This window comes from Cupriavidus sp. 05N39 (genome assembly GCF_056397325.1).
The window spans coordinates 85,480-111,271 of sequence record NZ_JBFTNE010000006.1 but is presented as its reverse complement, the minus strand read 5'-3'; the positions used below and the strand labels follow the sequence as shown (position 1 = coordinate 111,271).

Genomic DNA, 25,792 nt, shown 5'->3' with positions numbered 1-25,792 from the left:
GCCCGCGGCCGCAGCGGGAGTCCGCCTTGAATACACGAAACGAAATCGATTTCGGCACGCCGGCCAGCGATTCGCAACAGCAGGTCACCCTTGAGATCGACGGCGTCGACGTCACCGTGCCCGCCGGCACCTCGCTGATGCGGGCCGCCGTGCAGGCGGGCGTGAACGTGCCCAAGCTGTGCGCCACCGACAGCCTCAAGTCCTTCGGCTCGTGCCGCCTGTGCCTGCTCGAAATCGAAGGCCGTCGCGGATTCCCGGCCTCGTGCACGACCCCGGCCGAAGCCGGAATGAAAGTGAAGACGCAGACCGACAAGCTGGCCGACCTGCGCCGTGGCGTGATGGAGCTGTATATCTCCGATCACCCGCTCGACTGCCTGACCTGCCCCACCAACGGCAACTGCGAACTGCAGGACATGGCCGGCGTGGTGGGCCTGCGGGAAGTGCGCTACGGCTACGACGGCGCCAACCACCGTGCCGAGGCCAAGGACGAATCCAACCCGTACTTCACCTACGATCCCTCCAAGTGCATCGTGTGCAACCGCTGTGTGCGCGCCTGCGAGGAAACCCAGGGCACCTTCGCGCTCACCATCAGCGGCCGCGGCTTCGACTCGCGCGTGACGGCGGGGCAGGGCGACAGCTTCATGGATTCCGACTGCGTGTCGTGCGGTGCCTGCGTGCAGGCCTGCCCCACCGCCACGCTGGCCGAAACCTCCATCATCCGCATGGGGCAGCCCGAGCACAGCAAGGTCACCACCTGCGCCTACTGCGGCGTGGGCTGTGCCTTCAAGGCGGWGATGAAGGGCAATGAAGTGGTGCGCATGGTGCCGTACAAGAACGGCCAGGCCAACGAGGGCCACTCGTGCGTGAAGGGCCGTTTCGCCTTTGGCTACGCGACCCACAAGGACCGCATCCTGAACCCGATGATCCGWGCCAGGATCACCGACCCGTGGCGCGAAGTGTCGTGGGAAGAGGCGATCAGCCACGCGGCCTCCGAGTTCAAGCGCATCCAGGCCAGGCATGGCCGCGACTCCATCGGCGGCATCGTGTCCTCGCGCTGTACCAACGAGGAAGGCTACCTGGTGCAAAAGCTGGTGCGCGCCGCCTTCGGCAACAACAACGTCGATACCTGCGCGCGGGTTTGCCACTCGCCCACCGGCTACGGCCTCAAGCAGACGCTGGGCGAATCTGCCGGCACGCAGACCTTCCGCTCGGTGGAGAAGGCCGACGTCATCATGGTGATGGGCGCCAACCCCACCGATGGCCATCCGGTGTTTGCCTCGCGCATGAAAAAGCGCCTGCGCGCCGGCGCCAGGCTGATCGTGATCGATCCGCGCCGCATCGACCTGGTCGACTCGCCCCACGTGCGCGCCGACTTCCACCTGCAACTGCGCCCCGGCACCAATGTCGCCGTCGTGACCTCGATGGCGCACGTGATCGTGAGCGAAGGCCTGATGGCCGAATCGTTCATCGCCGAGCGCTGCGAGGACCGTGCGTTCCAGCAATGGCGCGATTTCGTCATGCTGCCGGAGAACTCGCCGGAAGCGATGGCCGAGATTACCGGCATCCCCGCCGAACAACTGCGCGGCGCGGCGCGCTTGTATGCCACCGGCGGCAACGCCGCGATCTATTACGGCCTGGGCGTGACCGAACACGCGCAGGGCTCCACCACCGTGATGGGCATCGCCAACCTGGCCATGTGCACCGGCAATATCGGCCGCGAAGGCGTGGGCGTGAATCCGCTGCGCGGCCAGAACAACGTGCAGGGCTCCTGCGATATCGGCTCCTTCCCGCACGAGCTGCCGGGCTATCGCCATGTATCGGACTCCACCACGCGCGGCCTGTTCGAGTCCGCCTGGAACGTGGAGATCAGCCCGGAGCCGGGCCTGCGCATTCCCAACATGTTCGAGGCCGCGCTGTCGGGCAGCTTCATGGGCCTGTACTGCCAGGGCGAGGACATCGTGCAGTCCGACCCGAATACGCAGCACGTGGCAGCCGCGCTGTCGTCGATGGAATGCATCGTGGTGCAGGACATCTTCCTCAACGAGACCGCCAAGTACGCGCACGTGTTCCTGCCGGGCTCGTCCTTCCTGGAAAAGGACGGCACCTTCACCAACGCCGAACGCCGCATCTCGCGCGTGCGCAAAGTGATGCCGCCCAAGGCGCGCTATGCCGACTGGGAAGCCACCGTGCTGCTGTCCATCGCGCTGGGCTATCCGATGGACTACAAGCATCCGTCCGAGATCATGGACGAGATCGCGCGGCTGACCCCCACCTTCAGTGGCGTCAGCTACCAGCGCCTGGAGGAACTCGGCAGCATCCAGTGGCCGTGCAACGACGCTGCGCCCGAGGGCACGCCCACCATGCATATCGACGCATTCGTGCGCGGCAAGGGCAAGTTCATCATCACGCGCTACGTGCCCACCGCCGAGCGGGTGAATCGCAAGTTCCCGCTGATCCTCACCACGGGCCGCATTCTGTCGCAGTACAACGTGGGCGCGCAGACGCGGCGCACCGACAACGTGAAGTGGCACGACGAAGACCGGCTGGAGATCCATCCGCACGACGCCGAGGAACGCGGCATCAAGGACGGGGACTGGGTTGGCGTGCAAAGCCGCGCGGGCGAAACGGTGCTGCGCGCCATCGTCAGCGAGCGCATGCAGCCGGGCGTGGTCTATACCACCTTCCACTTCCCCGAGTCCGGCGCCAACGTGATCACCACCGACAACTCGGACTGGGCCACAAACTGCCCCGAGTACAAGGTCACCGCGGTGCAGGTGATGCCGGTGGCGCAGCCGTCCGAATGGCAGCGGCAGTACCGCGACTTCCACGAGCAGCAGATGCAGTTGCTGCAGGCGGCCAGCGCCGAGGCGGGTTCGGCATGACGCTCTGCGAACTCGCCATGGCCAGGCCCGATGCGGTGGCGTCTTTCAGCGATGCCGAGCCGCCTACGCACAGCACCTTCGCCGTCAATCGCTGCCGCCTGGGCGAGCTGGCGCTGGAGGACGACGAGATCGCCGAGGAGGTGCCGGTCGCGCTCGAGTACAACGGCATCTCGCATGCGGTCATGCTGGCCTCGCCGGCCGATCTCGAAGACTTCGCGTTGGGCTTCAGCCTGAGCGAAGGGCTGGTGGCCAGCCCGCGCGACGTTTATGAGATTGAGACCGAGGTCCGTCCCGAGGGTATCGCGGTGCAGTTGCGCATTGCGGCGGAAGCCTTCGCCGCGCTCAAGGATCGGCGCCGCGCCATGGCGGGCCGCACCGGCTGCGGGCTGTGCGGCACGGAATCGCTGCAGGAAGTCATGCGCGCGCCGGCGCCGGTCAGCAGCAAGGCGAGCTTCAGCGATGCGGTGCTGTACGCCGCGTTCGGGCAGTTGCAGACGCGCCAGGAACTGCTGCGCCATACCGGCTCCACGCACGCCGCCGCCTGGCTGCGCGCTGACGGCCAGGTAGCATTGGTCCGCGAAGACGTGGGCCGCCACAACGCGCTTGATAAACTGATCGGCGCGCTGGCACGCACTGGCGAGGACCGCTCGCGCGGCGCCGTGCTGGTCACCAGCCGCGCCAGCTACGAAATGGTGCTGAAGACCGCCAGTGCCGGCGTTGGCGTGCTGGCCGCCGTCTCAGGCCCGACCGCGCTGGCGGTGCGTCTGGCGCTCGATGCCGGCGTTACGCTGGCCGGTTTTGTGCGCGCCGGGCGCCACGTGGTCTACTCTCATCCCCAACGTTTGCACAGCAGGACGGAACAGGCATGAACTCCGATAACCTTGTCAAGATGGCGAACCAGATTGGCACCTTCTTCGAGGCCATGCCGGACCGCGAGGAAGCGGTGGCGGATATCGCCAGCCATATCAAGCGTTTCTGGGAGCCGCGTATGCGGCGCGCGTTGCTGGCGCGGATGGACAGTGGTGAGGATGCCGGGCTGGACGAGATTGTCCTGTTGGCGGTGACTCGGCATCGGGGGGTGTTGGAGTGATGGGGGGAGGTTGTTGGGGGTGGTCGTTGTTTTTTTTGAGCGGTGGTGGTTATTGCACCCAACAGCCATACGACATTCGCCTGCTGGGGTGGTCGTTGTTTCTTTGAGCGGTGGTGGCATGTTGCACCCAAGAGCGTACGACATCCCCCTGCGGGGGACGCCGGTCACTTATATGAACGCGCCCCGGTTTGCTAGGTAAATGTCACGCGATGCTCGATCAGGGTTGGTTGCAGACTTATATCCGGCCTAGTGCAGGCCAAGCCTGCGGCCCCGATGGAATTCGCCAAGAGCGGCCCTTACCTCTTCAGCGTGCTCGAAGCACCAGTGACCGATCAGGGTCCAGCTCTTGCGGTCCAACCTGTCTTGCCATCTCGCTCATCTACCGTCGCAACCTTCTAGTCGAATTCAGTAACCTTGCTTGCAAGCCGCGGCTAGGCCAGCTCCGCCTACGGTCGTTGTAGGCGGAGCTGGCCTAGTGCGGAATTCGCCGTTTGCTTGGCCCTCTCGGCTTTCTTTAACTCATGGTTTCTTTCATACGGCTCATTGCCCATCAGCACGGCCCACGCAGTTCGCGCCGCCTTGTTGGCTAGCGCCACCACCGTCACGTTGGTGGGCCGTCGGCGTGCCAGTTGCTCGCACCACAAGCCTTTGTCCTTGGCTCGGAACAGGACTGCCCTGGCGCCATGGATCAGCAGCATGCGTAGATAGCGGTCACCGCGTTTGCTGATCGCGCCCAGGCGCACCTCGCCCCCAGTGCCGTGCTGACGCGGCACCAGCCCGAGTTAGGCCGACAGTTGCCGCCCCGATCGGAAGCCGCGCGCATCGCCGATAGTCGCGACCAGTGCTGTGGCCGTGAGCATGCCGATTCCCGGAATTGTCATCAGCCGTTGGCACTCTGGCTGCGTCTGGGATCAGGCCTTGATTTGTCCCTCCAGCCCCTCGATACCCTTGTCCAGGCGGCCGATCAAGTCGAACTGCTCGCGCAACGCTTCGAACATCCTCGCGGGCACGTCTTGCTCGACTTCGGCCAACCGCTCGCGCATTTCCGCCAAGCCCGCCTGACGCCCCTTTTTGAAGCTCAAGCCAAACTCATAGAGCGCCCCACGCAGGGCATTGATCATCATGGTCCGCATCTTGATGTGCTGCTCGCGCATCCGATGCAACACCAGCGTGGCCTGCTGCTCCACCGTCTTTGGCGTCACCGCAGGCATGTCCGGCTGTTGTGCCGCGGTCCAGATCGCTCGCGCGTCTGCGGCATCGGTCTTGTTGGTCTGCACGAATGGCCGAACGAATTTCGCGTGCAGCAGCTTCACCTCGTACCCGAGCGACATGAGCTTGCGGGCCCACCAGTGCCCGCTGCCGCATGCCTCCAACGCCACGCGTCCTWTGTGCTGAGCTAGAAACTCGATCAGCTTTTGACGCTGGAATCGCCGGTTGTGAATCTCGCCAGTCTCAGGGTCAACCCAGTACAGCTGGAACACATGCTTTGCAATATCCAGCCCAAATGTCATAGCATTCATTTCGGGTCCCTCCGTTCCTGTAGTGGTGGTGACATCTTCCACTCTGGCACATTGCGATGCCGTTCGGTCTGGAGGGACCCCCCTCTCATCAGACTCTTTTCTGCCCGACCCACACTACCGTCTCGCCACCTCGCGCTCCACTGCGGGGACGGGGCGCGTTCATACCATCTCTTCTTTGCTTCGGCAAAGAAGACTAACGAGAAGAAAGCCGACCCTGCCGGGGGCAGAGCAATCAGGCTCTCGGATATCGGTGGTTTCGTCGTGCGGCCCAGAGTGCCGGCGGGCTTCTGCCGGTACCGGCTTGACTGGCCACGATGCTGCCAGCTTCCGGGATTCGTGGTGGGGCCCCCGGTAGCAGACATCACAGACTTCGAGCCGTCTGTCGCTCGCGAAGTGGGCGGCCACGAAGTTGCAGGCGGTCCGGTTCCGTCGTGGGCGCGGTGGCACCGGGTGATATGCCCGAGGCCTTCACCACCGCGCCCGCCCCACCACGAAACCATGGGCATGTGATGTGTCGTGGTGGTCCGTGCCGGTAGCGGCAGATGTGGGAATGGTCACTGCGCACGAGGTCGGGGGCATCACCACGAAACCCATGGGTCGTGCCATTGCGATGCCCTGCAAGCTGGCAACGGCAGATGCCAGCAGAACTGTGGCCGTACGACGAAACCAGCGTCCCTCGCACTCGCGATTGCTCTGCTCCCGGCAGGGTCGGCTTTCTTCTCGTTAGTCTTCTTTGCCGAAGCAAAGAAGAGTGACCGGCGTCCCCCGCAGGGGGATGTCGTATTCCTTTGAGTGCAACATGCCACCACCGCTCAAAAAAACAGCGACCACCCCCAAGCGAGCAGAGAAATAGGCCTCCCGGAGACCGAGAGTTTCGTCGCACGCCCAGCGCGCAGGCGCGCTTCCGCCGGTACCGGTTCGACCAGCCACGAACCAACCCCAAACACCAATCCACCACCTACTTCAACCTCAACGGCTCCAACAACGCCGCATCATATTCCCCTCTCCCAATCCTCCCCAACTCCATCATCCGCAACAAGATATAAGCCTGCCGCTGCCGCGCCCGCCGGGGATTCACCACCGGATTATTCGCCGAAGGCGCCTTGGGCAACCCGGCCAGCATCGCACATTCGGCCAGCGTCAGCTCCGCCACCGGCTTGCCAAAGTAAGTCTCGGCCGCCTCGGCAAAACCATAAGCTCCCTGCCCAAGGTACACCTTGTTCATATAGACCTCGAGGATCTCGTCCTTGCTCAAGGCATGCCTCAAGGCATGCTCGTTGCGATACTCGTACAGCTTGCGCGTGTAGGTCTTCTCCCGCGAGAGAAAGAAATTGCGCGCCACCTGCATGGTGATTGTGGAAGCGCCCTGCGAAAGTTCATCCGACAAGTTGGCCACGCCGGCGCGTATCACGCCGACATAGTCGATGCCGTCATGCAGGTAGAAACGCTCGTCCTCGATGGCCACCACCGCCTGCGTGAGCTTGGGCGGTATCTCGCCGATGGGCACGTAGCCCGGCGACTGGCGGAAAGCGGTGAGCGCGTCCAGCGTGGGCAGCTGGCGCTGAGCGACGAGCACGGCGAGCGTGCCGAGCAGGGCTGTGCCCAGTGTCAGCAGCAGCACCAGCTTGAGAAAATTCGACCAGAGGCGTTCCATGGGCAGTATTGTGCCAGCACCGGCCCGGCACCAGCCCGGTGCCGGAATCAGCCCGCCGGCAGCGTCACGCCCAGTTCCTTCGCCAGCGTCTCCAGGTTGCGCCAGATCGCCGGGTTGACCTCCAGGTGCGTGGTGGTGAGCGCCCGGTTGGCGGCTTCGAACTCGCCGGGATATTGCACGCCGCCGAAGCCGGGAGCGGGCGGCGTGTCGTGCAGGTAATTGACGAACGCCTCCACCTCGGCGCTCTGCCAGCTCAGCCCCAGGTCCAGTTCCGGATTCATCAGCACCGCGAACATATTGTTGGTGGCCACGCCGCCGCGCGGGTTTTCCGGCTGGATGGTGCCGCCGCCGGAGAGTACGCCAGCGAGCAGCTCGGCCACCACGCCCAGCGCATAGCCCTTGTGTCCGCCGAAGGGCAGCAGCGCGCCCGGATGCTCGCCGAACATGGTGGAGGCATCGGTGGTGGGGTTGCCGTCGGCATCGATGATGCTGTTTTCCGGCGCGGGCTCGCCCTTCTCCGCCAGCACGCGCGCCTTGTTGATGGCGATCGCGCTGGTGGCGATATCTACCACCAGCGGCGGGCGGCCGTTGGGCATGGGCCCGGCGAAGCACAGCGGGTTGGTGGTCAGCCGCGCCGCGCGGCCGCCATAGGGCGCCACTGCCGGCGCGCGGTTGATCACGTTGGTGAAGCTCAGCAGCACGAAGCGTTCCTTCGCCACCATCTCGCCGAAGTGGCCCATGCGGCCGAGATGGTGCGAGCGGCGCAGCGTGACGATGCAGTGGCCGTGCTGGCGCACCCGTTCGATCGCGGTCTCGATGACGGTCTTGCCCACGTGCTGGCCGAAGCCGCCGTTGCCGTCGAACACCAGCAGGCTGCCACGGTCGAGCACGCATTCGGCGCGGCCGGCGGGGTTGACGTTGCCGCCTGCGAGCGAGCGCCGGTAGTTGGGCAGGATCGACAGGCCGTGGCTGGTATAGCCGCAGCGGTCGGCTTCGACCAGGTGTTCGGCCACGTCGTCGGCGATATCGGCCGGCACGCCCTGCGCTGCCAGCAGGTCGCGGGCGAGCTGGAGGGCGGATTGCAGTGTGATTTTCGTCATGCGTCCCGTCCCTTCAGATCCAGCCCAGCCAGCGCCAGTAGGTGGCGGCGAACAGCAGCATCATGGCGTAGCCGATCAGCGTGACGGGAATGCCGACCCTGGCGAACTGCTTGCCGTTGAAGGTGTCCGTGCCCAGGCACACCATGTTCTGCGGCGCGTTGATCGGGAGGATAAAGCCGAAGCTCACAGTGAAGCCGAGCAGCATTGTCAGCCCGATCTTGTTGATATCGCCTGGCAGCGTCTGCAGCACCGAGATCAGGATCGGCAGCAGCGCGGCGGTGAGCGCGGTGGCGCTGGCAAAGCCCAGGTGGATCAGGATCAGGAAGGCCGCAAGGATCGCGAACACCAGGATCGGCCCCTGCGTGGCGAGCCCGGAGTGCGTCACCACGAACTTGCCCAGCCATTGTCCGGCCTGCGTGGTGAGCAGCGCGGTGCCCAGGCTGATGCCCACGCCGAACACGATCAGCGTGCCCCACGGCGTGCGCTGCTGCATGGTCTTCCAGTCCATCACGCCGATGCGCGGCATCATCAGGATCACCAGGCCGACGAAGGTGACGGTGGCGGTGTCGAACTGATGCAGCTTGCCTTCCGTGGCCCAGAACAGGAGCAGCCCGATGGACACCGCGGCGAGCCGCTTCTGCGGGCCGGTCATCGGGCCCAGCCCGGCTAGTTCCTTTTGCACGGCTTCCTTGCCGCCGGGGATGGCTTCGGTCTCGGCAGGCAGCAGGAAGCGCACCAGGAAATACAGCACCACCGACATCGCGACGGCCCACGGCGCGCCGGCGATCAGCCATTGCAGCCAGGTGATGCGCTCGCCCAGCAGCTTGTCCATGAAGCCGACCGTCAGCAGGTTCTGCGCGGCGGCGGTCTGGATGCCGACGTTCCAGATGCTGGTGGCCATGGCCACCGTGATCATGATGCCGGCGGCGATGTTCGATTTCTTGTCGACCCCGAAGGCCGCGATGATGCCCATCATGATCGGCACCACGCAGGCGCTGCGCGCGGTGGCGCTCGGCACCACCAGCGACAGCAGGATGGTCACCGCGATGCTGCCGATCAGGATGCGCCGGGTGCTGGTGCCGATGGCCGACAGCGTCACCAGCGCGATGCGCCGGTCAAGCCCGGTCACGGTCATGGCCGCCGAGATGAACAGCGCGGCGGCAACCAGCGCCAGCGCGGTATTGGAGAAGCCGGCCAGCGCCATGCCGAGGGCGCGCGATGTGCCGTATTGCGTGGACGGGTCCGTCACCGTGGGCGCGAAGCCGATCAGCGCGGCCATCAGCGACGTGATCATGATGGCGCTGGCTTCGTAGGAGACCGCTTCGGTGATCCACACCACGATGGCGAAGGCGAGGATAGCCAGCATGCGATGGCCCGCCACCGGCAGGTCCGCGGGCAGCGGCAGGGCAAGGATGCCGATCAGCACCACGGCGGCGGCGTAGAGCCCCCATGGTGTCTGCTTCTTCGGCGTGGCTTGCGGCGTGGCGGGCACGCCGGGGGCGGAGGGGACGGTCTGGGTCGGAGTGCGAGAGTCTGTCATCGCTTTCCCTTGGGTTGTCTTGTTGATCGTTGGCTCAACACGGGATGGCGGACGTCACGCGCGGGCAAGAATGCTAGCCGGTGACTGGCTTGATGGCGGCGTCGTTCGTTCGGTCTTCCGTGAAGACTGGCGGATGCGCAGGCCGGCTTTTGGCCGGGTTGCAGCGTTCGACATGGGGAAATTATCGTGCCGGCCAACAGCGTATGTCGAGGCCGGATCACGGCTCGCATGATCAGGATCAAGGAGAGGGCTCGCGCCGGGAAATTACCGTGTGCGGTGGGGTCCTACTTTCAGATCGTTGCAGTACAAGGGCTGGCGGGCGGTGTCCCGCGGGCGTAACGCCCGCCTGCGCGGTGATCTGAAAAAAATGGAGCACATGATGAAGGTTTTGGTGAGAGGGCTACATGCCGGAGTCGACGCAGCCAGGCTGCGTGAAGCGCTGGCCGCTTACGTGAGCGTCAAGGACGTCGAGCTGATCTGTGAGGGCGATGGCTCACATCCCTGGGCCTGGGTCGACCTGGACCTGGACGATGTGGACCCGATGAGCGTGTGGAAACTGGTGGCAATGCTCGATCGCCGTTATATTGCTGGCTGCCATACGCGCTGGCATGTGCCGGCCTATCGCGCGCGATGAGACGCGCGCAACCCAACCACAGGGCAGGGAAACAATGCAGGGATTGTTCGCGTGGCGCCGCCACGCCATCATGGCGGACGCGCCATCACTAGGTACCGGCGTGCCCGGCACCGCACCGCTGGTGCTGGAAAACGTTGTCAATATCCGCGATCTCGGCGGCCTTCCCACGCGGGACGGCCACCGCGTGCGCGCCGGCAAGCTGTTTCGCAGCGGCAACCCGGGCCTGGCCAGCGCCGCCGACATGGAGCGGCTGCGCGCCTTGCAACTGGACGCGGTGATCGATTTCCGTTCGCCCGGAGAAAAGTCGGCGGCGGAGAGCCCCTTCGGCCAGGCCTTCCGCTGGGTAGCCACGCCGGTGCTGGAGGGCAGCATGTCGATGGCCGAACTGATGCCGCGCCTGCGCGAAGGCAGCGCGGCGCAGACGGAGGCCTTCATGCTGGAGGTCTACGGCGATTTTCCGCGCAAGTACCAGGCTGCCTTCGGCGGCTTCCTGAAGCTCGCGGAGCAGGGCGGCAACCTGCTGTACCACTGCACCGCGGGCAAGGACCGCACCGGCTTTGCCTCGCTGTTGTTGCTGGCGGGCCTGGGCGTGGAGCGCGATACCATCATGGCCAACTACCTGGAGTCGAATCACCGGAACCAGGGCTTCAACCAGAAGATGAGCGCCGGCGCGGCGCAGTTCGGCGTCGATCCCGCGGTGATGTGGCCGTTGCTGGAGGTGAAGGCGTCTTACCTGGAAGCTTCCATGCAGGCCATCGAGCAGGAATACGGCGGCATCGACGCGTACCTGGGCGAGGTGCTCAAAGTGGATGCGGAGCGGTTGCGCCGGGCGTACCTGGTGCGGGCGTAGCGCGTTCCCGGCGCGGAGGCGCTACGTCCCCACGCCTTGCTCCTTCATGATCCGCGCGGTATTCAGCGCGATCATGCCCTCCTCGTCGGTGGGCAGCACCAGCACCGGCACACGGCTGTTATCGCGGCTGATGCGTTGCCGGTTCTCGCCGTTCGCGCCGGCGTCCAGGCCGATGCCGAACAGGTCCGCCAGCCGCGCGCAGATCTTCTCGCGCACCGGCGGTGAGTTCGCGCCGATACCGGCGGTGAACACCAGCGCGTCGAGGCCGCCCAGCGTGGTGGCGAGCTTGCCGATCTCCTGCGCCGCACGGTACGCATAGAAATCGATGGCCAGGCGCGCGCGCGGCGTGTCGCTGTCCAGCAGTGCGCGCATATCGCTGCTGATGCCCGACAAGCCCTTGAGCCCCGATTCCTGGTACAGCATGGTCTCGATGTCCTTGGTGCTCATGCCTTGCTGCGACAGCCACAGGATGGCGCCGGCATCGATGGCGCCGCAGCGCGTGCCCATCGGCAGGCCGTCGAGCGCGGTCAGGCCCATGGTGGATTCCACGCTGCGCCCCTCGCGCATGGCGCACAGGCTGGCGCCGTTGCCCAGGTGCGCCACGATCACGCGGCCGGCGGCCAGGTCGGGCGCTACCTGCTGCAGGCGGCGCGCGATGTATTCGTAGGACAGGCCATGGAATCCGTAGCGGCGGATGCCGCGCTCGAAGTATTCGTAGGGCAGCGCCAGCAGTTGCGCCAGCGTATCGTGCCCGGCGTGGAAGGCGGTGTCGAAGCAGGCCACCTGCAGCAGCGACGGCGCGGCGGCGCGCACCGCGCGGATCGCCGTCAGGTTGTGCGGTTGATGCAGCGGCGCCAGCGGCACCAGCGCTTCGAGCTTGCCGATCACTTCGTCATCGATCTTCACCGCCGCGGAAAAATCCGCGCCGCCGTGGACCACGCGATGGCCGATCGCCACTGGCGGCGCGTCGCGCAGGCCGATGCTGAGCACCAGCCGGATCAGGCGGAAGGCCGCGTCGTGATCGGCGACCTGGTCCACCGGGAAGCGTTCGTCGGCTACCACGCGGCCGTCCGCCATCTTCGCGGTCAGGCGGGGCGAGACGCCGATGCCTTCGATCTGCCCGTGCGCGCTGAGCACCGGGTTGATGTCGGTGTTGGCGTGCGCGGCATCGGGCACCGCATAGACGGAGACCTTGACGCTCGACGAGCCGGCGTTGACGACCAGGATGGTGGGGTGGGTGACACTCACGCGGGCATCTCCTGTGCAAAGGAATGGTTGGACGCTCAGATCGCCGTGGGCGTCCCGACGGTGCGGCGCGCATGCGCCAGCAGCACGGCAATCGCGCAACTGGCGATGCGCGCGCGCACGGTGTCGGCGCGGCTGGTGAGGATGATCGGCACGCGCGCGCCCAGCACGATGCCGGCCGCCTCGGCGCCGGCCAGGAAGGTGAGCTGCTTGGCCAGCATATTGCCGGCTTCGAGATCGGGCACCAGCAGGATGTCGGGGTCGCCCGCCACCTCGGAGACGATGCCCTTGGTAACGGCGGCTTCGCGGCTGATGGCATTGTCGAAGGCCAGCGGGCCATCGAGGATGCCGCCTTCGATCTGGCCGCGCCGGCTCATCATGCACAGCGCGGCAGCGTCGATGGTGGAGGGGATCTTGTCGGTCACGGTTTCCACCGCCGACAGGATCGCCACCTTGGGCCGCTCGATGTCCAGCACGCGCAGCAGGTCGATCGCGTTGCGGCAGATATCGGCCTTGTCGTTGAGGTTGGGAAAGATATTGACCGCGGCGTCGGTGATGAACAGCGGCTTGTGATAGGTCGGCACGTCCATCGCAAAGACATGCGAGAGGCGGCGGCCGGTCCGCAGCCCCGTTGCCGCGGCGGTGACTTCCTGCAGCAGTTCGTCGGTGTGCAGGCTGCCCTTCATCAGCAGCTCCGCCTCGCCGGCGCGTATTGCCGCGACGGCGCGCGCGGCGGCGGCGTGGCTGTGTGGCGCGTCGATCAGCACGGCGTCGCCCAGGTCCAGCGCGTTGGCGTCAGCTACCTGGCGGATGCGGGCCTGGGGCCCGACCAGCAGCGGCACGATCAGGCCGAGGCGCGCGGCCTCCAGCGCGCCGCCGAGCGACGAGGCGTCGCAGGGATGCGCCACCGCGGTGGGAATGGCTGGCAGGTCTTGGCAGCGGGACAGCAGGACGGCGTACTTGTCGAGAGTCTGGGTCATCGGCTTTCCAGTGCGTCGGGTTGCGGTGCAGCGGCGCGGCGGACATGCTGCGTCGCGCAAAAACAAAGCCAAGTATAGGCCATGTTTCCGGCAGCACGGTGACAGCTGCGTCGCGGCTTGTGTTGGGTCATGGCACTACCGATCCGCCCATGCAGCGGGTTGTCAAGCTGGGTGAGGACTGGTAGATTGCGTCGTGCTGCATGGCAGCAATTCCATGCCGCCGCGCTGGAATTGCCTGCCTCCAACGCCACACCGAAGAGGGGAAGCCGAGTGAACGCACGTGTACCCGCCACCCAATCCGGCACCGCTGCCGCCGGCCAGTTGCCGTCCGCCAGCGACATGCCGCCGCTCTTGTCCGATGCGTTTTCCTACACGCTCGATGCCTGGCAGCGCGCCATCCTGTTGCTCGATATCCTGCGCGAGCGCGGCAACCAGACTTTCGAGCACGAACGCGAAGGCATGCCGCCGGTGCTGGTCTTCGAGCACGAGGTGGTGATCGACGGGCGCACGCTGGAGCAGCCCGCCAACTACGCCTTGCTGCGCATCCTGCCGCCGCCGGGCATGGCCACCGACGACACCAAGCGGCCCTTCGTGGTGATCGACCCGCGCGCCGGACATGGTCCCGGCATCGGTGGCTTCAAGATCGACAGCGAGATCGGCATCGCGCTGCGCAGCGGCCATCCCTGCTACTTTGTCACCTTTTTCCCCGTGCCATGCCCCGGCCAGACCATCGAATGCGTGGCGCGCGCGGAGGCCCTGTTCCTGCTCACCGTGGCCGAGCGCCACCCGCGGGCGCAGGGCAAGCCGTTCGTGATCGGCAACTGCCAGGGCGGCTGGGCACTGATGATGCTCGCGGCCGCCGCGCCSGAMCTGGTCGGCCCSATCCTGCTGGCGGGCTCGCCGCTGGCCTACTGGTCCGGCGTGCGCGGGCGCAACCCGATGCGCTATAGCGGTGGCCTGCTGGGCGGTTCGTGGCTGTCGTCCTTTACCGCCGATCTGGGCAACGGCCGTTTCGACGGGGCGTGGCTGGTACAGAATTTCGAGCAGCTCAATCCGTCCAACACCTACTGGAAAAAGCTCTACGACGTCTACGCGCGGGTCGATACCGAGCGCGAGCGCTTCCTGGAGTTCGAGCGCTGGTGGGGCGGCCACTTCCTGCTCAACCGCGCCGAGATCGACTGGATCGTGCAGAACCTGTTCGTCGGCAATCATCTCACCGCCGGCGAGGTGCGCAGCGCGGACGGCAGCGTCGCGGTGGACCTGCGCAATGTGCGCTCGCCCATCGTGGTCTTTGCCTCCTGGGGAGACAACATCACGCCGCCGCAGCAGGCGCTGAACTGGATTCCCGATCTCTACGCCAGCGTCGACGAGATCGTCGCCAACGACCAGGTCATCGTCTACTGCCTGCACGAGAAGGTCGGGCATCTCGGCATCTTCGTCTCGGCCGGCGTGGCCAACCGCGAGCACACGGAGCTGTTCTCCGCGCTCGACCTGATCGATGTGCTGCCGCCCGGCCTGTACGAAGCGCGCATCGAGGACATCGCGCCCGGCACCTCGCACCTGGATCTGATCGAAGGGCGCTACCTGATGCGCTTCGAGCGCCGTACCATCGACGATATCCTGGCGCTGGACGATGGGCGCGACGACGAGCGCCCCTTCGAGGTGGTGCGGCGCGTGGCCGAGATCAACCAGCGCCTCTACGACACGTTCGCCTCGCCGGCGATGCAGGCCATGTCCAACGAACTGGGCGCGTACACCATGCGGCAGATGCATCCGGCCCGTCTCGAGCGCTCGCTGGTGTCGGACGCGAATCCGTGGATGGCGTGGCTCGCCGCCTTCGCCCCGGCGGTGCGCGAGGCTCGGCAGCCGGTGGCGCCGGACAATCCCTTCGTCACGCTGGAGCGTGCGGTCTCCGACACCATCGTGCGCACGCTCGACGCCTGGCGCGACCAGCGCGATGCCCTTTACGAGCAGACCTTCGAAGCGCTCTACCAGTCGCCGTGGCTCTCCGCGCTGGTCGGCTTCTCGCCGGGCGCCGAAAAGCGCGGCCCGCCGCCGCTGAGCGCGGCGCTGCGACAGGAACTGGCCGCGCGGCGCATCCATGAGGCGGAAGCCGGGATTGCGCAGGGCACTGCGCTGGACGCCTTCATGCGCATCCTGGCCTATGTGGCGGACGAAAACGCCAGTATCGAGGAGCGTCCGTTCAACCTCATGCGGCAGATGGCGCGCGAGCACCTGCAGCAGCAACCGGACATTGCCACGGTCAAGGCCGCGGTCAGGCGGCAGAGCTTTATCGTCGGCCTCGATGCCGGGCGCGCGGTGGCCGCGTTGCCGCTCCTGGTGCCGGACAGCACGCAGCGCCATCGCATCATGATGGCGATCCACCGCATCCTTACCGTAGCCGGACCGCTCGATGGCGGCCGCCTGGCACGCTATCGCGAGGTGGCGAGCGTGATGGGCACCGACCATACGCTGCGGCAGGCGGCGGCGGAGGCCGCGCCCGCCGTGGCGCCCGTTGCTTCCCCGGTTTCTCCGGCTTTGCCGCTTGCGCCGGAGGATCCGGCAGCAGTCGCAGCCCCGCGCGCGGTGCGCAAGCCGGCATCGCCCGAGGCCGCGGCACGTGCGCGCAAGGCAAGCGCCGGCGCGGCCGGCGCCGCCAGGCCGGCAAGAACCGTCAAGGCCTTGCCGCGGCGCGGCGGCAAAAAGGGAAGTTAAGCCAGCGCCGGTGGCGCGCATTGACTGAGAGCGAGGGACATCATGGTGCAAGTACCCAATCCTCCATTGCTGGGCGCGCGCGTGCTGGTGGTCGGCGTGGCCAATGCCGAGTCCATCGCGTGGGGCTGCGCGCGGGCTTTTCGCGAACTGGGCGCCGAACTGGCGATCACCTATCTCAACGACAAGGCCTATCCGCATGTGGCGCCGCTTGCCGAAGCGGTGGGCGCGACGATCCTGATGCCGCTCGACGTGGAGGTCGCCGCGCAGGAGCAGGCACTGTTCGAGCGCATCGCGCAGCAATGGGGCCGGCTTGACGCGATGGTGCACTCGATCGCCTTCGCGCCCAAGGCCGACCTGCAGGGCGGATTGCTGAACTCGTCCGCAGACGGCTTCGCGCGCGCCATGGATGTGTCCTGCCATTCCTTCGTGCGCCTGGCCCGGCGCGCGGCGCCGCTGATGAGCGCGGGCGGCAGCCTGTTCGCGATGAGCTACGAGGGCGCCAACCGGGTGGTGCCCAACTACAACCTGATGGGGCCGGTCAAGGCCGCGCTAGAGGCTTCGTGCCGCTACCTGGCGCACGAACTGGGTCCGCGCGGCATTCGCGTGCACGCCATCTCGCCGGGACCGCTAAAGACCCGCGCTGCATCCGGTCTCAAGGATTTCGGGCAATTGCTGGCGGACGCCGCGGGCCGGGCCCCGGTGGGCGAGCTGGTCGACATCATGGATGTGGGCTTTGCCACCGCCTACCTCGCCACGCCCTACGCGCGGCGGATTTCCGGCAACACGGTCTACGTCGACGGCGGCGTGCACATCATGGGCTGAGGCGCCGGCCGGACCAATGCCCCGTGGGCTGGCCACGACCTGCCACGGGCCGCCTACAATGAGCTAAACAACGGAGGCCTGTGCCGCCCGCCACGTGCGCGCTGCCTCATATCTGGAGCCAGACATGAAGGTACTCATCCGGGGCCTCCACCGCGATGTGACCGAACAGATGCTGCGCGACAAGCTGGCGCCCTACGCGCCGGTCAAGTCCGTGGAGCTGGTGCGCGAGGGCGATCCGGATCATCCGTGGGCCTGGGTCAACCTGGATGTCGATCCCTTTACCGCGTGGCGCCTGCTGCGCCAGCTCGATCGCCAGTATTTCGCCGGCAGCATGATGCGCTGGTACATCCCCGCCCACCAGGGCTGACGCAGAACGCCGCCTGGCGCCGCCCGCGGGCCTTTGCATTAAGATTAGCGGCTTCTGCCACTCTGCTGCGCTCCCACGGGGTAGCGCTCTCCCGCATGCTCGAACTCGACGGTGCGATCTGGTTCCGCTCAGGCTCCCAGGACTGGGGTGGCCGCGAGCGTATCGCCCTGCTGGCCGCGATCGGCGAGCATGGCTCGATCACGGCGGCGGCCAAGGCGGTCGGCCTGAGCTACAAGGCCGCCTGGGACGCCATCGACGCGATGAACAACAGCGCCGGCGAGCCGCTGGTGGTGCGCGCAGCCGGTGGCAAGGGCGGTGGCGGCACGGTGCTCACGGAGCGCGCCGCCAGCCTGATCCGCACCTACCGCGCGCTGGAGCAGGAGCACCAGCGCTTTATCGCCCACCTTGGCCACCTCGGCGAGACCGCGCAGGATGACCTGCACCTGATGCGGCGCTTCATGGTCAGGACGAGTGCCCGCAACAAGCTGTTCGGCACCGTCGCGGCGATCCGCGGCGGTGCCGTCAACGACGAGGTCACGCTGGCGCTCGCGGGCGGCCAGCAGGTGGTTGCCACCATCACCCATGAGAGCGTGGAGACGCTGGGCCTCGCGCCAGGCATCGAAGCCTTTGCCCTGATCAAGGCTTCATCGGTCCTGCTCGGGCTGCCCGACCCCACGCTGCGGCTGTCGGCGCGCAACCAGTTGCCGGGCGCGGTGAGCCGGGTGCTGCCTGGCGCCGTCAATGCCGAGGTGGCGCTTGAACTGGACGGCGGCGGCACCGTGGTGGCCGTCGTCACCAACGAGAGCGTTAGCGCGCTGGGGCTGTCCGATGGCAGCCGCGCGCTTGCCATCTTCAAGGCGTCGAGCGTGATTCTCGGCATCATGGGCTGAGCCCTGCGCGCGTCAGGCGGGATCCAGCGGCTTGCTCAGCAGTACTGTGGTGAAGCCGCTGTGCCAGCTTTCGTCGGGGTAGAATTCCACCTCGGCATAGCCGTGGCGCTGGTAGAAGGCACGGCTCCCCACGTTGAATGCATCCGTCTCGAGCCTGGCCTGCCGATGACCCGCCGCTGCCATCGCGGCTTCCGCGTGCGCCAGCAGCGCGCTGCCCAGTCCGCGTGCCTGCCAGCGTGGCGACACATGCAGCGCCCAGACGAAGTCGTTCTCCCAGTCCACCATGCCGGCCACCGTGCCGTCCACGCAGGCGAGGTGGAACCCTGCCAGCCGGCTACGGACATAATCGCCGATCTTGTCGCCCTGGGCGAAGCCCATTGCCGCCTCGGGCGTGAGCTGCGGCTGCCACGTGGTGAGATAGGTTTCGGTGAGGATGGTGGCGACGGCCAGGGCATCGGACGGGCCGGCGCGCCGGATCTGCGGGCTTGAGGATGGTGTGTGCATGCCCGCAAGGATAGCCGGGCTGCCGCGTGAAGACCACGCGGCAGCCAGCCGACGCAAGAAAACCAGAAACATCAAAAGCACAATAAACAAACCAACGATGCACAGGAATCTGCACGAAGCAAACCGGTTGCCGTGGAATACCTCCTCGGTAGCCCACAACAGCCACAAGGGCGCCCAGGCGGCCTTCTTCCGCGCCGGCGGATGCACGCAGTTCCCGGAGGAAATGACGCTGCCGATGTCGGGCCTGGTGGCCGCTGCGAGGGGTTGAGCATGGACGCTGCCATTGCGGGGTTTAGCCTCGGCCTGTCGCTGATCCTTGCCATCGGTTCGCAGAATGCCTTCGTGCTGCGCCAGGGCCTGCGCCGCGAGCATGTATTCTGGGTTTGCCTGGTGTGCGCCATGTCCGATGCCGCGCTGATCCTGATGGGCGTGTCGGGGTTTTCGGTGCTGATGCGCAAGCTGCCCTGGCTGGGCGACGCCATGCGCTACGGCGGCGCGGCTTTCCTGCTGTGGTACGGCGCGCGCAGTTTCTGGACGGCGTGGCGTACGTCCGGCGTACTCGCGCCCAGCGAAGCCGAGCCCAGGCCGCTGGCTGCCACGCTGGCGGTATGCCTGGCGCTGACCTGGCTCAACCCCCATGTCTACCTCGACACGGTGATGCTGATCGGTTCCGTATCGACCCAGTTCGCGGGCCACACGCAAGCCTTCGCGGCGGGCGCCGTGGTGGCCTCCTTCCTCTTCTTCTTCGCGCTCGGCTATGGCGCGGCCTTGCTCCGGCCGGTGTTCGCCAGACCATCCGCATGGCGCGTGCTGGAGATTGTCATCGGCATTACCATGTGGGTGATTGCCGCCAGGCTGCTGTTGTCCTGAGCGGCATACAGCGCCCGTACCGGAAATACCGCATGCCGAGAAACATAGAGATCAAAGCGCATATCGCCAGCCTGGAGGCGCTGGTGCCCCTGGTGGCGCCGCTGGCCGACCATGGCCCCGAGCTGATCTTGCAGGACGATACCTTTTTTGCCTGTCCCAACGGCCGGCTCAAGCTGCGTGCCTTCCCGTCCGGCGAGGGCCAGCTGATCTTCTACGCGCGTGCCGACCAGGCCGGGCCGAAGGAGAGCCACTACATCATTTCGCCGGCCGCCGAGCCTGACACCCTGCGCGCGGCGCTGGCCGCGGCCTGGGGCGAGAACGGGCGCGTGCGCAAGGCCCGCGCCTTGTTCCTGGTGGGCCGCACGCGGGTGCATCTGGACCGCGTGGAGGGGCTGGGGGATTTTCTGGAACTGGAGGTGGTGCTGGCGGACGGGGAACCCGCCGAAGCCGGCGTGGCCGAGGCACATGCGCTGCTGGGCAAGCTGGGCGTCGCACAAGGGCAATTGATCGAGACGGCCTACGTGGATCTGCTGCGCGCGGCCGCCGCGGGGAACTAGCCGCGCGCGCCGGCGCGTTCAGACGACGTGCGCGGAAGCCGGCGCGTACACCTGCGGATGCCCCTTGACCGGGGCCGCACCGAAGATCCGGCCTTCGCGCACTTCCAGCACGTGGTCGCCGAGCGCTTCCACGTCGTCGGGGTCGTGCGAGATCACCAGCATCGGTACTTCCAGGTTGGCCTGCAGCGCGCGCAGCTCGGCGCGCATGCGCACGCGCAGCGCCGGGTCCAGCGCGGAGAAGGGTTCATCCAGCAGCACGATATCCGGCTGCGCCACCAGCGCGCGCGCCAGCGCGGCACGCTGCTTCTGGCCACCGGAGATTTCGCCGGGGTAGTTGTCCGTAATCGCGCCCAGGCCGAAGGCATCGATCCAGCGCCGGGCTTCCGGGTGGCTGGCACCGCGGCGCGGGTTGCGCCAGCCGCGCGCCAGCCCGAAGGCGATGTTCTGCGCGACAGTCAGATGCGGGAACAGGGCGTAGTCCTGGAACAGATAGGCCACGCGCCGCTCCTGCGGGCGCACATTGATGCGTGCCTCGCTGTCGAACAGCGTGCGGCCGTTCAGTACGATGCGGCCGCTGTCCGGTGTCAGCAACCCGGCGATGGCCCGCAGCGTCAGGCTCTTGCCGGCGCCCGAGGGCCCGAACAGGGCGATGCGCCGGCTGTCCGAGTCAAACGCGATATCCAGCGCGAAATGGCGGTCCGCTGAACCGAGCTGCTTGCGTACGGTGACTTGCATGGTCATGGCGGATCTACCGGAACGCCTTGCGCGTGGGCGGCACCAGCCGGCCGGCAGCCACCAGCAGCACCACGCAGGTGACAGAGGTGACCAGCACCAGCAGGTTGGCGGTGTTGTCGTCGCCGGCCTGCACGGCCTCGTAGATGGCAACGGACAAGGTCTGCGTGCGGCCGGGCAGGTTGCCCGCCACCATCAGCGTCGCGCCGAATTCTCCCAGCGCGCGGGCGAAGGCCAGCAGCACCCCGGCAATGATGCCGCGCGATGCCAGCGGCAAGGTCACGCGAAAGAAGATGCCGGCCTCCGGCGTGCCGAGCACGCGCGCGGCGTCTTCAAGCTGGGCGTCCACGCCTTCGAAGGCGGCGCGCGCCGACTTCAGCACCAGCGGGAACGCCACGATGGTGGAGGCCACCACCGCGCCTTGCCAGGTAAAGACCAGTTCGATGCCGAGCCGTCCGAGCCATTCGCCGAAGACGCCACGGCGCCCGACCAGCACCAGCAGGTAGTAGCCGAGCACGGTGGGCGGCAGCACCAGCGGCAGCGTCAGCAGGGCGTCCACCACGTCGCGCGCGGCCGATTGCCAGCGCGACAGCGCAAACGCCGCGCCCACGCCGAGCACGGCATTGAGCACCGTCGCCCAGCCTGCCACCTTCAGCGACAGCGAGAGCGGTACCCAGACAGCTTCCAGGGTGGTCATCGGGATTGACGCCCGCCGGCGAGGCCGGGCAGGCGGTGCAGTGAGTTCGGGTTGACGGCGGCGCGCGAGGGTTCAGGGTTCAAGGCTTGAGGAATCCGTACTTGGCCAGCACCGCCTGGCCTTCCGGCGACAGCACATAGCTGAGGAACGCCGCGGCTTCCGCTGGCTGCTTCGAATTCGCAGTGACGGCGATCGGATAGGTCACCGGCTGGCGCGTCGCCACCCGCAGCGCCACCTTGACCTTCTCCGGCATGATGGCCGCATCGGTGGCGAACACGAAGCCGGCATCCACCTCGCCGCGCGCCACGTAGTCCAGGCTCTGGCGCACGTTCTGCGCCATCACGCCCTTGGCCGACACGGCATCCCACACGCCGGCCGCTTCCAGTGCGCCCTTGGTATAGCGGCCCACCGGCACCGATGCCGGGTTGCCGAAAGCCACCCGCTTGAATTCGGGGCGGCCCAGGTCCTGCAGCTTGCTGACTTCCAGCTTGCTGTCCGCCGGCAGGATCAGCGCGAGCTGGTTGGCGGCGAAATCGCGGCGCGAGGCGGGCTGCACCACGCGCTCGGTCACGGCCTTGTTCATCGCGTCCTGGTCGGCCGAGGCAAACACGTCGGCCGGCGCGCCATTGACGATCTGCTGCATCAATACGTCGGAAGCGCCGAAATTGAGCACCACCTTGGTCTGCGGGTGGGCGCGTTCGTAGGATTCCGCGAGCGACTTGAAGGCATTGGTCAGGCTGGCCGCGGCGGATACCACCAGGTCGGCGCCGAAGGCGGCGGGCGCGGACAGCGCCAGCGTGGCGGACAGCAGCAGGCCGGCCGCCAGCGAGGCGGTGCGGCGGGCGCCGCGCGGGAGGCGGGACTGGGCAGGCAGCGGGGTGGCGGGCAGTTGCATGGGCATGGTGGTGGCGACGGTTGGATAGCAGGCCAGGCAGGCAAATGCCGCCTGCCAAAAGCGCAATATATGACGGTATATAACGCGGCGTCAATGACACGTTCTGTCAGGACTGGGCATCGTGAATGGTTCGCTCCGGTCCGCGCCCGCCGTCACAGCGGCGTAATGCGCGCGTCACTCTGCTGCCATTTGCGCTCGGGACAATGTCCGGCTCCAGGCACAACAAGAAAGAAGGGAGCCACAAATGACCAGCAGTCCGACCGTCGCCACGCGAGCGTGTGCCGTCATCGCTTCGTCCCGGATCTCCGGTGTCTCCAGGCTTTCCGCCATAGCCGCCGCCGTGGCCGCCACCGCGCTGCTGGCCGCCTGCGGCTCCGACGATAGCCCCGCCGGCACGGGCGCCACGCCGCAGGGCGGCAGCGTCACGGCTGGCACCAAGGCCACGCTGGCCCTGCTGGAAACCACCGACCTGCACACCAATGTGCGCAGCTACGACTACTTCAAGCTGGCCGAGGACAAATCTTTCGGCTTCGAGCGCGTGGCGACCCTGATCAAGCAGGCCCGCACCGAATTTCCCAACACGCTGCTGCTGGACAATGGCGACACCATCCAGGGCACGGCGCTGGCGGACTACCAGGCCCAGGTCAACCCGCTCAAGTGCGGCGACACGCTGGCCATGTACAAGGTGATGAACGCCGCGAAGTTCGACGGCGGCGGCATCGGCAACCACGAATTCAACTACGGGCTGGGCTACCTGAACCAGGTCACGGGCAACCGCTTCAACGTCGACGGCTTGCCGGACCCGACCGTGCAGACGCCGTGCGCCGGCCCGGCCTTCCCGCAGGTGCTGGCCAACGTGTACAGCGTGCGCACGCGCGCGCCGCTGTTCCAGCCTTACACCATCATCACCCGCCAGATCACCGCCACGGGCCCCGACGGCAAGGCCGTCACGGTGCCGGTCAAGGTCGGCATCATCGGCTTCGCGCCGCCGGCCATCATGAGCTGGGACAAGCGCTGGCTCGACGGCAAGGTCTACACCGAAGGCGTGAAGGAAACCGCCGAGAAGTTCGTGCCCGAGATGCGCGCCAAGGGCGCCGACCTGGTGGTGGTGATCTCCCACGGCGGGCTCGATGCCTCCGCCTACTCACCCGCGATGGAGAACGGCAGCTGGCATCTTGCCAGGGTAGCCGGCGTAGACGCCATGCTGATCGGCCACTCGCACCAGGTCTTCCCGGACGCCACCAGCACGGTGGCGCAGTTCAACCTGCCCGGCGTGGACAAGGTGCGCGGCACCGTCAACGGCGTGCCCACCGTGATGGCCGACTACTGGGGCCGCCGCCTTGGCGTGATCAAGCTGCAGCTGGCGCATGACGGCACCCGCTGGGTGGTCGACAAGAGCGCCACCACGGCGGAGGCGCGCTCGATCCAGAACGCCGACAAGAGCTATGTGGCGCCCGATGCCACCGTGGCGGCGGCGGTCGAGGCCGAGCACCAGGCCACCATCGCCTACGTGAAGACGCCGATCGGCACCACCGACTACCGCATGAGCACGTACTTCGCCGACGTGGGCGATCCCGGCGCGATCCAGATCGTCAACCAGGCGCAGGCCGCCTACGTGAAGGACTATATCGCCGCCAACCTGCCGGCGCTGGCCTCGCTGCCGGTGCTGTCGGTGTCGGCGCCGTTCAAGAGCGGCTTCGGCGGCGGCAATGACTTCACGGACGTGCAGTCCGGCAACCTCGCCATCAACAATGCCGCGGATCTCTACCTCTACCCCAACACCATCTACGCGGTGAAGGTCAGCGGCACCGGTGTCAAGGCCTGGCTGGAGACGGCTGCCAAGCGCTTCAACCAGATCGACCCGGCGAAGACGGCGGACCAGCCGCTGATCAGCAGCTTCCCCGGCTACAACTTCGACATGTTCACCTCGCCCGATCTGCAATACGAGATCGACGTGACGCAGCCCGAAGGCAGCCGCATCAAGAACCTCGCCTACAAGGGCGTGCCGCTGGATGCCAGCCAGCAGTTCATCGTCGCCACCAACAACTACCGCGCCAGCGGCGGCGGCAACTTTCCCGGCCTGGACGGCAGCAAGACGGTCTATGGCTCGCCCGACGCCAGCCGCGACGTGCTGATCGCGTATATCAAGAAGGCTGGCGCGATCACGCGCGCCGCCAACGGCGCCGCGCGCAGCTGGCGCTTCACCAAGGTAGCCACGGCCGGCAAGGTGGTGTTCGCTTCCGCCGCCAACCAGCTTGCGCAGGCGCAGGCAGCCGGGCTGGCCAATATCGCGCTGGAGCAGGCGGGCTACGACACCAACAAGAATCTGTCGCTGTACAGCGTTGACCTCAACCAGTAAGGCAACGATGACCACGATAGCGAACGGAACGATCACGCCGGCGCGCCCCGCGCCCCGGCGCCGTCAGCGCCGCGTGCATCCGGTGATCGCCGCCGCGCTGGTGGCGGTGACGGTGGCGGCAGGTTGCGTGGGCGGGGCGTCGGCGTGGCGCGAGCACGCCAGCGCGCGGCGCCTGGAACTGGCCCAGTGGCAGACGCTGGCCGGCCCGGCCGGCGACGCGCAGGCGCTGGCGGCGTTGCGCCGCGCCGCGGCAGGCAAGGAGGCGGCGGCACAGACCGCGCTGGGAGAGGCACTGCTGGCGCGAGCGGATGCGGCGCTGCGGGGGGAGGGCGTCGGCTGGTTGCGGCAAGCGGCAGCGGCCGGGGACGCGCGCGCGCATTTCCTGCTGGGCAAGGCGGCCTTCCTGGGGGACGGCGGTGGTGCCGGTGGCATGCCTGATGCCGCGGCTGCGTGGCAGCATTTCGCGTTCGCCGCCGCCGCTGGCAATGCCGGGGCCGCGTATTACCTGGGCCTGCTGCACCGCGGCGGCTACGGCCGCACGCCCGATGCGGCCGCGGCTGCCCGCTGGTTCGAGGTGGCTGCCGATGCCGGCGTGGCGCAGGCCATGTTCATGCTAGCCAATGCCTATCGCGAAGGGGCGGGCGTACCGCGTGACGAGGGGCGCGCGGTGGCATGGTATGAATCTGCCGCCGAGCGGGAACATCCCGAGTCGATCCAGGCGCTGGCCATGGCCTATCGGTATGGGGAGCTGGGGTTGAAGCGGGATGAGGGGAGTTTTCTCGCTCACTTGGGGGAGACTGCGCATGCGCTGAAGCATCCGGCGTTGAAGCCGTGAGTGGTCGTGGGGTGGGTACGCGGAGGGCTGTCGCGGTATGCCGGTGTCGCATTC

At 67.1% G+C, this 25,792-nt stretch carries 22 protein-coding genes and 2 pseudogenes; 14 read left to right on the top strand and 10 right to left on the bottom strand.

The annotated features are described in order from the left end of the window. The first annotated feature begins 26 nt into the window (after positions 1 to 26). Genes fdhF through AC1DN0_RS04995 form a run of 3 tightly spaced genes read left to right on the top strand, consistent with a single transcriptional unit; the run spans position 27 to position 3,972 of the window. Positions 27 to 2,882, top strand: a complete 2,856-nt coding sequence (gene fdhF / locus AC1DN0_RS05005; RefSeq protein ID WP_477145578.1) for a formate dehydrogenase subunit alpha — start codon at positions 27 to 29, stop codon at positions 2,880 to 2,882. Further along, positions 2,879 to 3,751 (top strand): formate dehydrogenase accessory sulfurtransferase FdhD, encoded by an 873-nt coding sequence (gene fdhD / locus AC1DN0_RS05000; RefSeq protein WP_441626538.1) that lies wholly within the window; start codon positions 2,879 to 2,881, stop codon positions 3,749 to 3,751. The genes fdhF and fdhD overlap by 4 nt, the downstream gene beginning before the upstream one ends. Beyond that, positions 3,748 to 3,972: a formate dehydrogenase subunit delta gene (locus AC1DN0_RS04995; RefSeq protein ID WP_441626536.1), complete on the top strand. Its 225-nt coding sequence runs from the start codon at positions 3,748 to 3,750 to the stop codon at positions 3,970 to 3,972. Before fdhD ends, AC1DN0_RS04995 begins: the two co-directional genes overlap by 4 nt. A gap of 446 nt (positions 3,973 to 4,418) precedes the next feature. On the opposite strand, the pseudogene AC1DN0_RS04990 reads toward AC1DN0_RS04995, so the two are convergent. The 4 genes and pseudogenes from AC1DN0_RS04990 to AC1DN0_RS04975 all read right to left on the bottom strand — a co-directional run bounded on the left by AC1DN0_RS04990 (position 4,419) and on the right by AC1DN0_RS04975 (position 9,786). Beyond that, positions 4,419 to 5,492: pseudogene (locus AC1DN0_RS04990) on the bottom strand (IS110 family RNA-guided transposase). Between the two features lie 958 nt (positions 5,493 to 6,450). Continuing rightward, entirely contained in the window at positions 6,451 to 7,146 is a 696-nt protein-coding gene (locus AC1DN0_RS04985; RefSeq protein ID WP_477145577.1) for a transglycosylase domain-containing protein, read from the bottom strand. A gap of 47 nt (positions 7,147 to 7,193) precedes the next feature. Further along, entirely contained in the window at positions 7,194 to 8,246 is a 1,053-nt protein-coding gene (locus AC1DN0_RS04980; protein WP_035869668.1) for an Ldh family oxidoreductase, read from the bottom strand. Between the two features lie 13 nt (positions 8,247 to 8,259). Continuing rightward, positions 8,260 to 9,786 (bottom strand): DASS family sodium-coupled anion symporter, encoded by a 1,527-nt coding sequence (locus AC1DN0_RS04975; protein ID WP_035869618.1) that lies wholly within the window; start codon positions 9,784 to 9,786, stop codon positions 8,260 to 8,262. 379 nt (positions 9,787 to 10,165) lie between these two features. Between AC1DN0_RS04975 and AC1DN0_RS04970 the strand changes: the two genes are divergently transcribed. Continuing rightward, on the top strand, positions 10,166 to 10,420 hold the full coding sequence (locus AC1DN0_RS04970) for an RNA-binding protein (protein WP_441626579.1): 255 nt from the start codon (positions 10,166 to 10,168) through the stop codon (positions 10,418 to 10,420). A 34-nt stretch (positions 10,421 to 10,454) separates the two neighbouring features. After that, positions 10,455 to 11,270 carry a tyrosine-protein phosphatase gene (locus AC1DN0_RS04965; protein ID WP_441626531.1) on the top strand — a complete coding sequence of 272 codons (816 nt, stop codon included), beginning with the start codon at positions 10,455 to 10,457 and terminating at the stop codon, positions 11,268 to 11,270. Positions 11,271 to 11,291: 21 nt separating this feature from the next. On the opposite strand, the gene AC1DN0_RS04960 is transcribed toward AC1DN0_RS04965, so the two are convergent. Continuing rightward, positions 11,292 to 12,518, bottom strand: a complete 1,227-nt coding sequence (locus tag AC1DN0_RS04960) for an acetate/propionate family kinase (RefSeq protein WP_441626529.1) — start codon at positions 12,516 to 12,518, stop codon at positions 11,292 to 11,294. A gap of 35 nt (positions 12,519 to 12,553) precedes the next feature. Then, the gene (locus AC1DN0_RS04955; RefSeq protein ID WP_441626527.1) at positions 12,554 to 13,495 is read right to left on the bottom strand and encodes a phosphate acetyltransferase; all 942 of its coding nucleotides are present in this window, start codon (positions 13,493 to 13,495) and stop codon (positions 12,554 to 12,556) included. 270 nt (positions 13,496 to 13,765) lie between these two features. On the opposite strand from AC1DN0_RS04955, the gene AC1DN0_RS04950 reads away from it, so the two are divergent. The 4 genes from AC1DN0_RS04950 (at position 13,766) to AC1DN0_RS04935 (ending at position 18,289) form a co-directional block, all read left to right on the top strand. Next, entirely contained in the window at positions 13,766 to 16,210 is a 2,445-nt protein-coding gene (locus AC1DN0_RS04950) for a DUF3141 domain-containing protein (protein ID WP_477145576.1), read from the top strand. Positions 16,211 to 16,252: 42 nt separating this feature from the next. Continuing rightward, positions 16,253 to 17,032: an enoyl-ACP reductase FabI gene (gene fabI, locus AC1DN0_RS04945; RefSeq protein ID WP_441626523.1), complete on the top strand. Its 780-nt coding sequence runs from the start codon at positions 16,253 to 16,255 to the stop codon at positions 17,030 to 17,032. Positions 17,033 to 17,156: 124 nt separating this feature from the next. Further along, positions 17,157 to 17,399, top strand: coding sequence for an RNA recognition motif domain-containing protein (locus AC1DN0_RS04940; RefSeq protein WP_441626521.1), 243 nt, complete (start codon positions 17,157 to 17,159; stop codon positions 17,397 to 17,399). Between the two features lie 95 nt (positions 17,400 to 17,494). Continuing rightward, positions 17,495 to 18,289 carry a TOBE domain-containing protein gene (locus AC1DN0_RS04935; RefSeq protein ID WP_441626519.1) on the top strand — a complete coding sequence of 265 codons (795 nt, stop codon included), beginning with the start codon at positions 17,495 to 17,497 and terminating at the stop codon, positions 18,287 to 18,289. Positions 18,290 to 18,301: 12 nt separating this feature from the next. Here AC1DN0_RS04935 and AC1DN0_RS04930 read toward each other — a convergent pair whose 3' ends face one another. Beyond that, positions 18,302 to 18,793 (bottom strand): N-acetyltransferase family protein, encoded by a 492-nt coding sequence (locus AC1DN0_RS04930; protein WP_477145575.1) that lies wholly within the window; start codon positions 18,791 to 18,793, stop codon positions 18,302 to 18,304. Between the two features lie 97 nt (positions 18,794 to 18,890). Here AC1DN0_RS04930 and AC1DN0_RS04925 point away from each other — a divergent pair. From AC1DN0_RS04925 to AC1DN0_RS04915, 3 genes and pseudogenes are all read left to right on the top strand, one after another. Then, positions 18,891 to 19,025: pseudogene (locus AC1DN0_RS04925) on the top strand (SAM-dependent methyltransferase); the annotation flags it as partial. Positions 19,026 to 19,063: 38 nt separating this feature from the next. Continuing rightward, positions 19,064 to 19,663 (top strand): LysE/ArgO family amino acid transporter, encoded by a 600-nt coding sequence (locus AC1DN0_RS04920; RefSeq protein WP_441626515.1) that lies wholly within the window; start codon positions 19,064 to 19,066, stop codon positions 19,661 to 19,663. Between the two features lie 32 nt (positions 19,664 to 19,695). After that, positions 19,696 to 20,220 (top strand): class IV adenylate cyclase, encoded by a 525-nt coding sequence (locus AC1DN0_RS04915; RefSeq protein WP_441626513.1) that lies wholly within the window; start codon positions 19,696 to 19,698, stop codon positions 20,218 to 20,220. An 18-nt stretch (positions 20,221 to 20,238) separates the two neighbouring features. Here the strand turns inward: AC1DN0_RS04915 and AC1DN0_RS04910 are convergent, their stop codons facing one another. The 3 genes from AC1DN0_RS04910 to modA all read right to left on the bottom strand — a co-directional run bounded on the left by AC1DN0_RS04910 (position 20,239) and on the right by modA (position 22,544). Then, a complete protein-coding gene (locus AC1DN0_RS04910) occupies positions 20,239 to 20,961 on the bottom strand; it encodes an ATP-binding cassette domain-containing protein (protein WP_441626511.1) in 723 nt (240 codons plus the stop codon). Positions 20,962 to 20,968: 7 nt separating this feature from the next. After that, positions 20,969 to 21,640: a molybdate ABC transporter permease subunit gene (gene modB / locus AC1DN0_RS04905; protein ID WP_441626577.1), complete on the bottom strand. Its 672-nt coding sequence runs from the start codon at positions 21,638 to 21,640 to the stop codon at positions 20,969 to 20,971. A gap of 88 nt (positions 21,641 to 21,728) precedes the next feature. Then, positions 21,729 to 22,544 carry a molybdate ABC transporter substrate-binding protein gene (gene modA / locus AC1DN0_RS04900; protein WP_441626574.1) on the bottom strand — a complete coding sequence of 272 codons (816 nt, stop codon included), beginning with the start codon at positions 22,542 to 22,544 and terminating at the stop codon, positions 21,729 to 21,731. A 244-nt stretch (positions 22,545 to 22,788) separates the two neighbouring features. On the opposite strand from modA, the gene AC1DN0_RS04895 reads away from it, so the two are divergent. Together AC1DN0_RS04895 and AC1DN0_RS04890 are read left to right on the top strand one after the other, a co-directional pair. Beyond that, complete coding sequence (locus tag AC1DN0_RS04895) at positions 22,789 to 24,903, top strand: bifunctional 2',3'-cyclic-nucleotide 2'-phosphodiesterase/3'-nucleotidase (RefSeq protein ID WP_441626509.1); 2,115 nt, start codon at positions 22,789 to 22,791, stop codon at positions 24,901 to 24,903. Positions 24,904 to 24,910: 7 nt separating this feature from the next. Next, positions 24,911 to 25,738, top strand: a complete 828-nt coding sequence (locus AC1DN0_RS04890; RefSeq protein WP_441626507.1) for a tetratricopeptide repeat protein — start codon at positions 24,911 to 24,913, stop codon at positions 25,736 to 25,738. The last annotated feature ends 54 nt before the right edge of the window (positions 25,739 to 25,792 follow it).

Bases quoted from the DNA above. Each gene is read 5' to 3' on its own strand.
- AC1DN0_RS04935 (WP_441626519.1), top strand. From the start codon at position 17,495: ATGCTCGAACTCGACGGTGCGATCTGGTTCCGCTCAGGCTCCCAGGAC.
- AC1DN0_RS04940 (WP_441626521.1), top strand. From the start codon at position 17,157: ATGAAGGTACTCATCCGGGGCCTCCACCGCGATGTGACCGAACAGATG.
- AC1DN0_RS04895 (WP_441626509.1), top strand. From the start codon at position 22,789: ATGACCAGCAGTCCGACCGTCGCCACGCGAGCGTGTGCCGTCATCGCT.
- modA (WP_441626574.1), bottom strand. From the start codon at position 22,544: ATGCAACTGCCCGCCACCCCGCTGCCTGCCCAGTCCCGCCTCCCGCGC.
- AC1DN0_RS04910 (WP_441626511.1), bottom strand. From the start codon at position 20,961: ATGACCATGCAAGTCACCGTACGCAAGCAGCTCGGTTCAGCGGACCGC.
- fdhD (WP_441626538.1), top strand. From the start codon at position 2,879: ATGACGCTCTGCGAACTCGCCATGGCCAGGCCCGATGCGGTGGCGTCT.
- AC1DN0_RS04995 (WP_441626536.1), top strand. From the start codon at position 3,748: ATGAACTCCGATAACCTTGTCAAGATGGCGAACCAGATTGGCACCTTC.
- AC1DN0_RS04915 (WP_441626513.1), top strand. From the start codon at position 19,696: ATGCCGAGAAACATAGAGATCAAAGCGCATATCGCCAGCCTGGAGGCG.
- AC1DN0_RS04970 (WP_441626579.1), top strand. From the start codon at position 10,166: ATGAAGGTTTTGGTGAGAGGGCTACATGCCGGAGTCGACGCAGCCAGG.
- AC1DN0_RS04890 (WP_441626507.1), top strand. From the start codon at position 24,911: ATGACCACGATAGCGAACGGAACGATCACGCCGGCGCGCCCCGCGCCC.
- AC1DN0_RS04930 (WP_477145575.1), bottom strand. From the start codon at position 18,793: ATGCACACACCATCCTCAAGCCCGCAGATCCGGCGCGCCGGCCCGTCC.
- fabI (WP_441626523.1), top strand. From the start codon at position 16,253: ATGGTGCAAGTACCCAATCCTCCATTGCTGGGCGCGCGCGTGCTGGTG.
- AC1DN0_RS04980 (WP_035869668.1), bottom strand. From the start codon at position 8,246: ATGACGAAAATCACACTGCAATCCGCCCTCCAGCTCGCCCGCGACCTG.
- AC1DN0_RS04920 (WP_441626515.1), top strand. From the start codon at position 19,064: ATGGACGCTGCCATTGCGGGGTTTAGCCTCGGCCTGTCGCTGATCCTT.
- AC1DN0_RS04985 (WP_477145577.1), bottom strand. From the start codon at position 7,146: ATGGAACGCCTCTGGTCGAATTTTCTCAAGCTGGTGCTGCTGCTGACA.
- AC1DN0_RS04955 (WP_441626527.1), bottom strand. From the start codon at position 13,495: ATGACCCAGACTCTCGACAAGTACGCCGTCCTGCTGTCCCGCTGCCAA.
- AC1DN0_RS04965 (WP_441626531.1), top strand. From the start codon at position 10,455: ATGCAGGGATTGTTCGCGTGGCGCCGCCACGCCATCATGGCGGACGCG.
- AC1DN0_RS04975 (WP_035869618.1), bottom strand. From the start codon at position 9,786: ATGACAGACTCTCGCACTCCGACCCAGACCGTCCCCTCCGCCCCCGGC.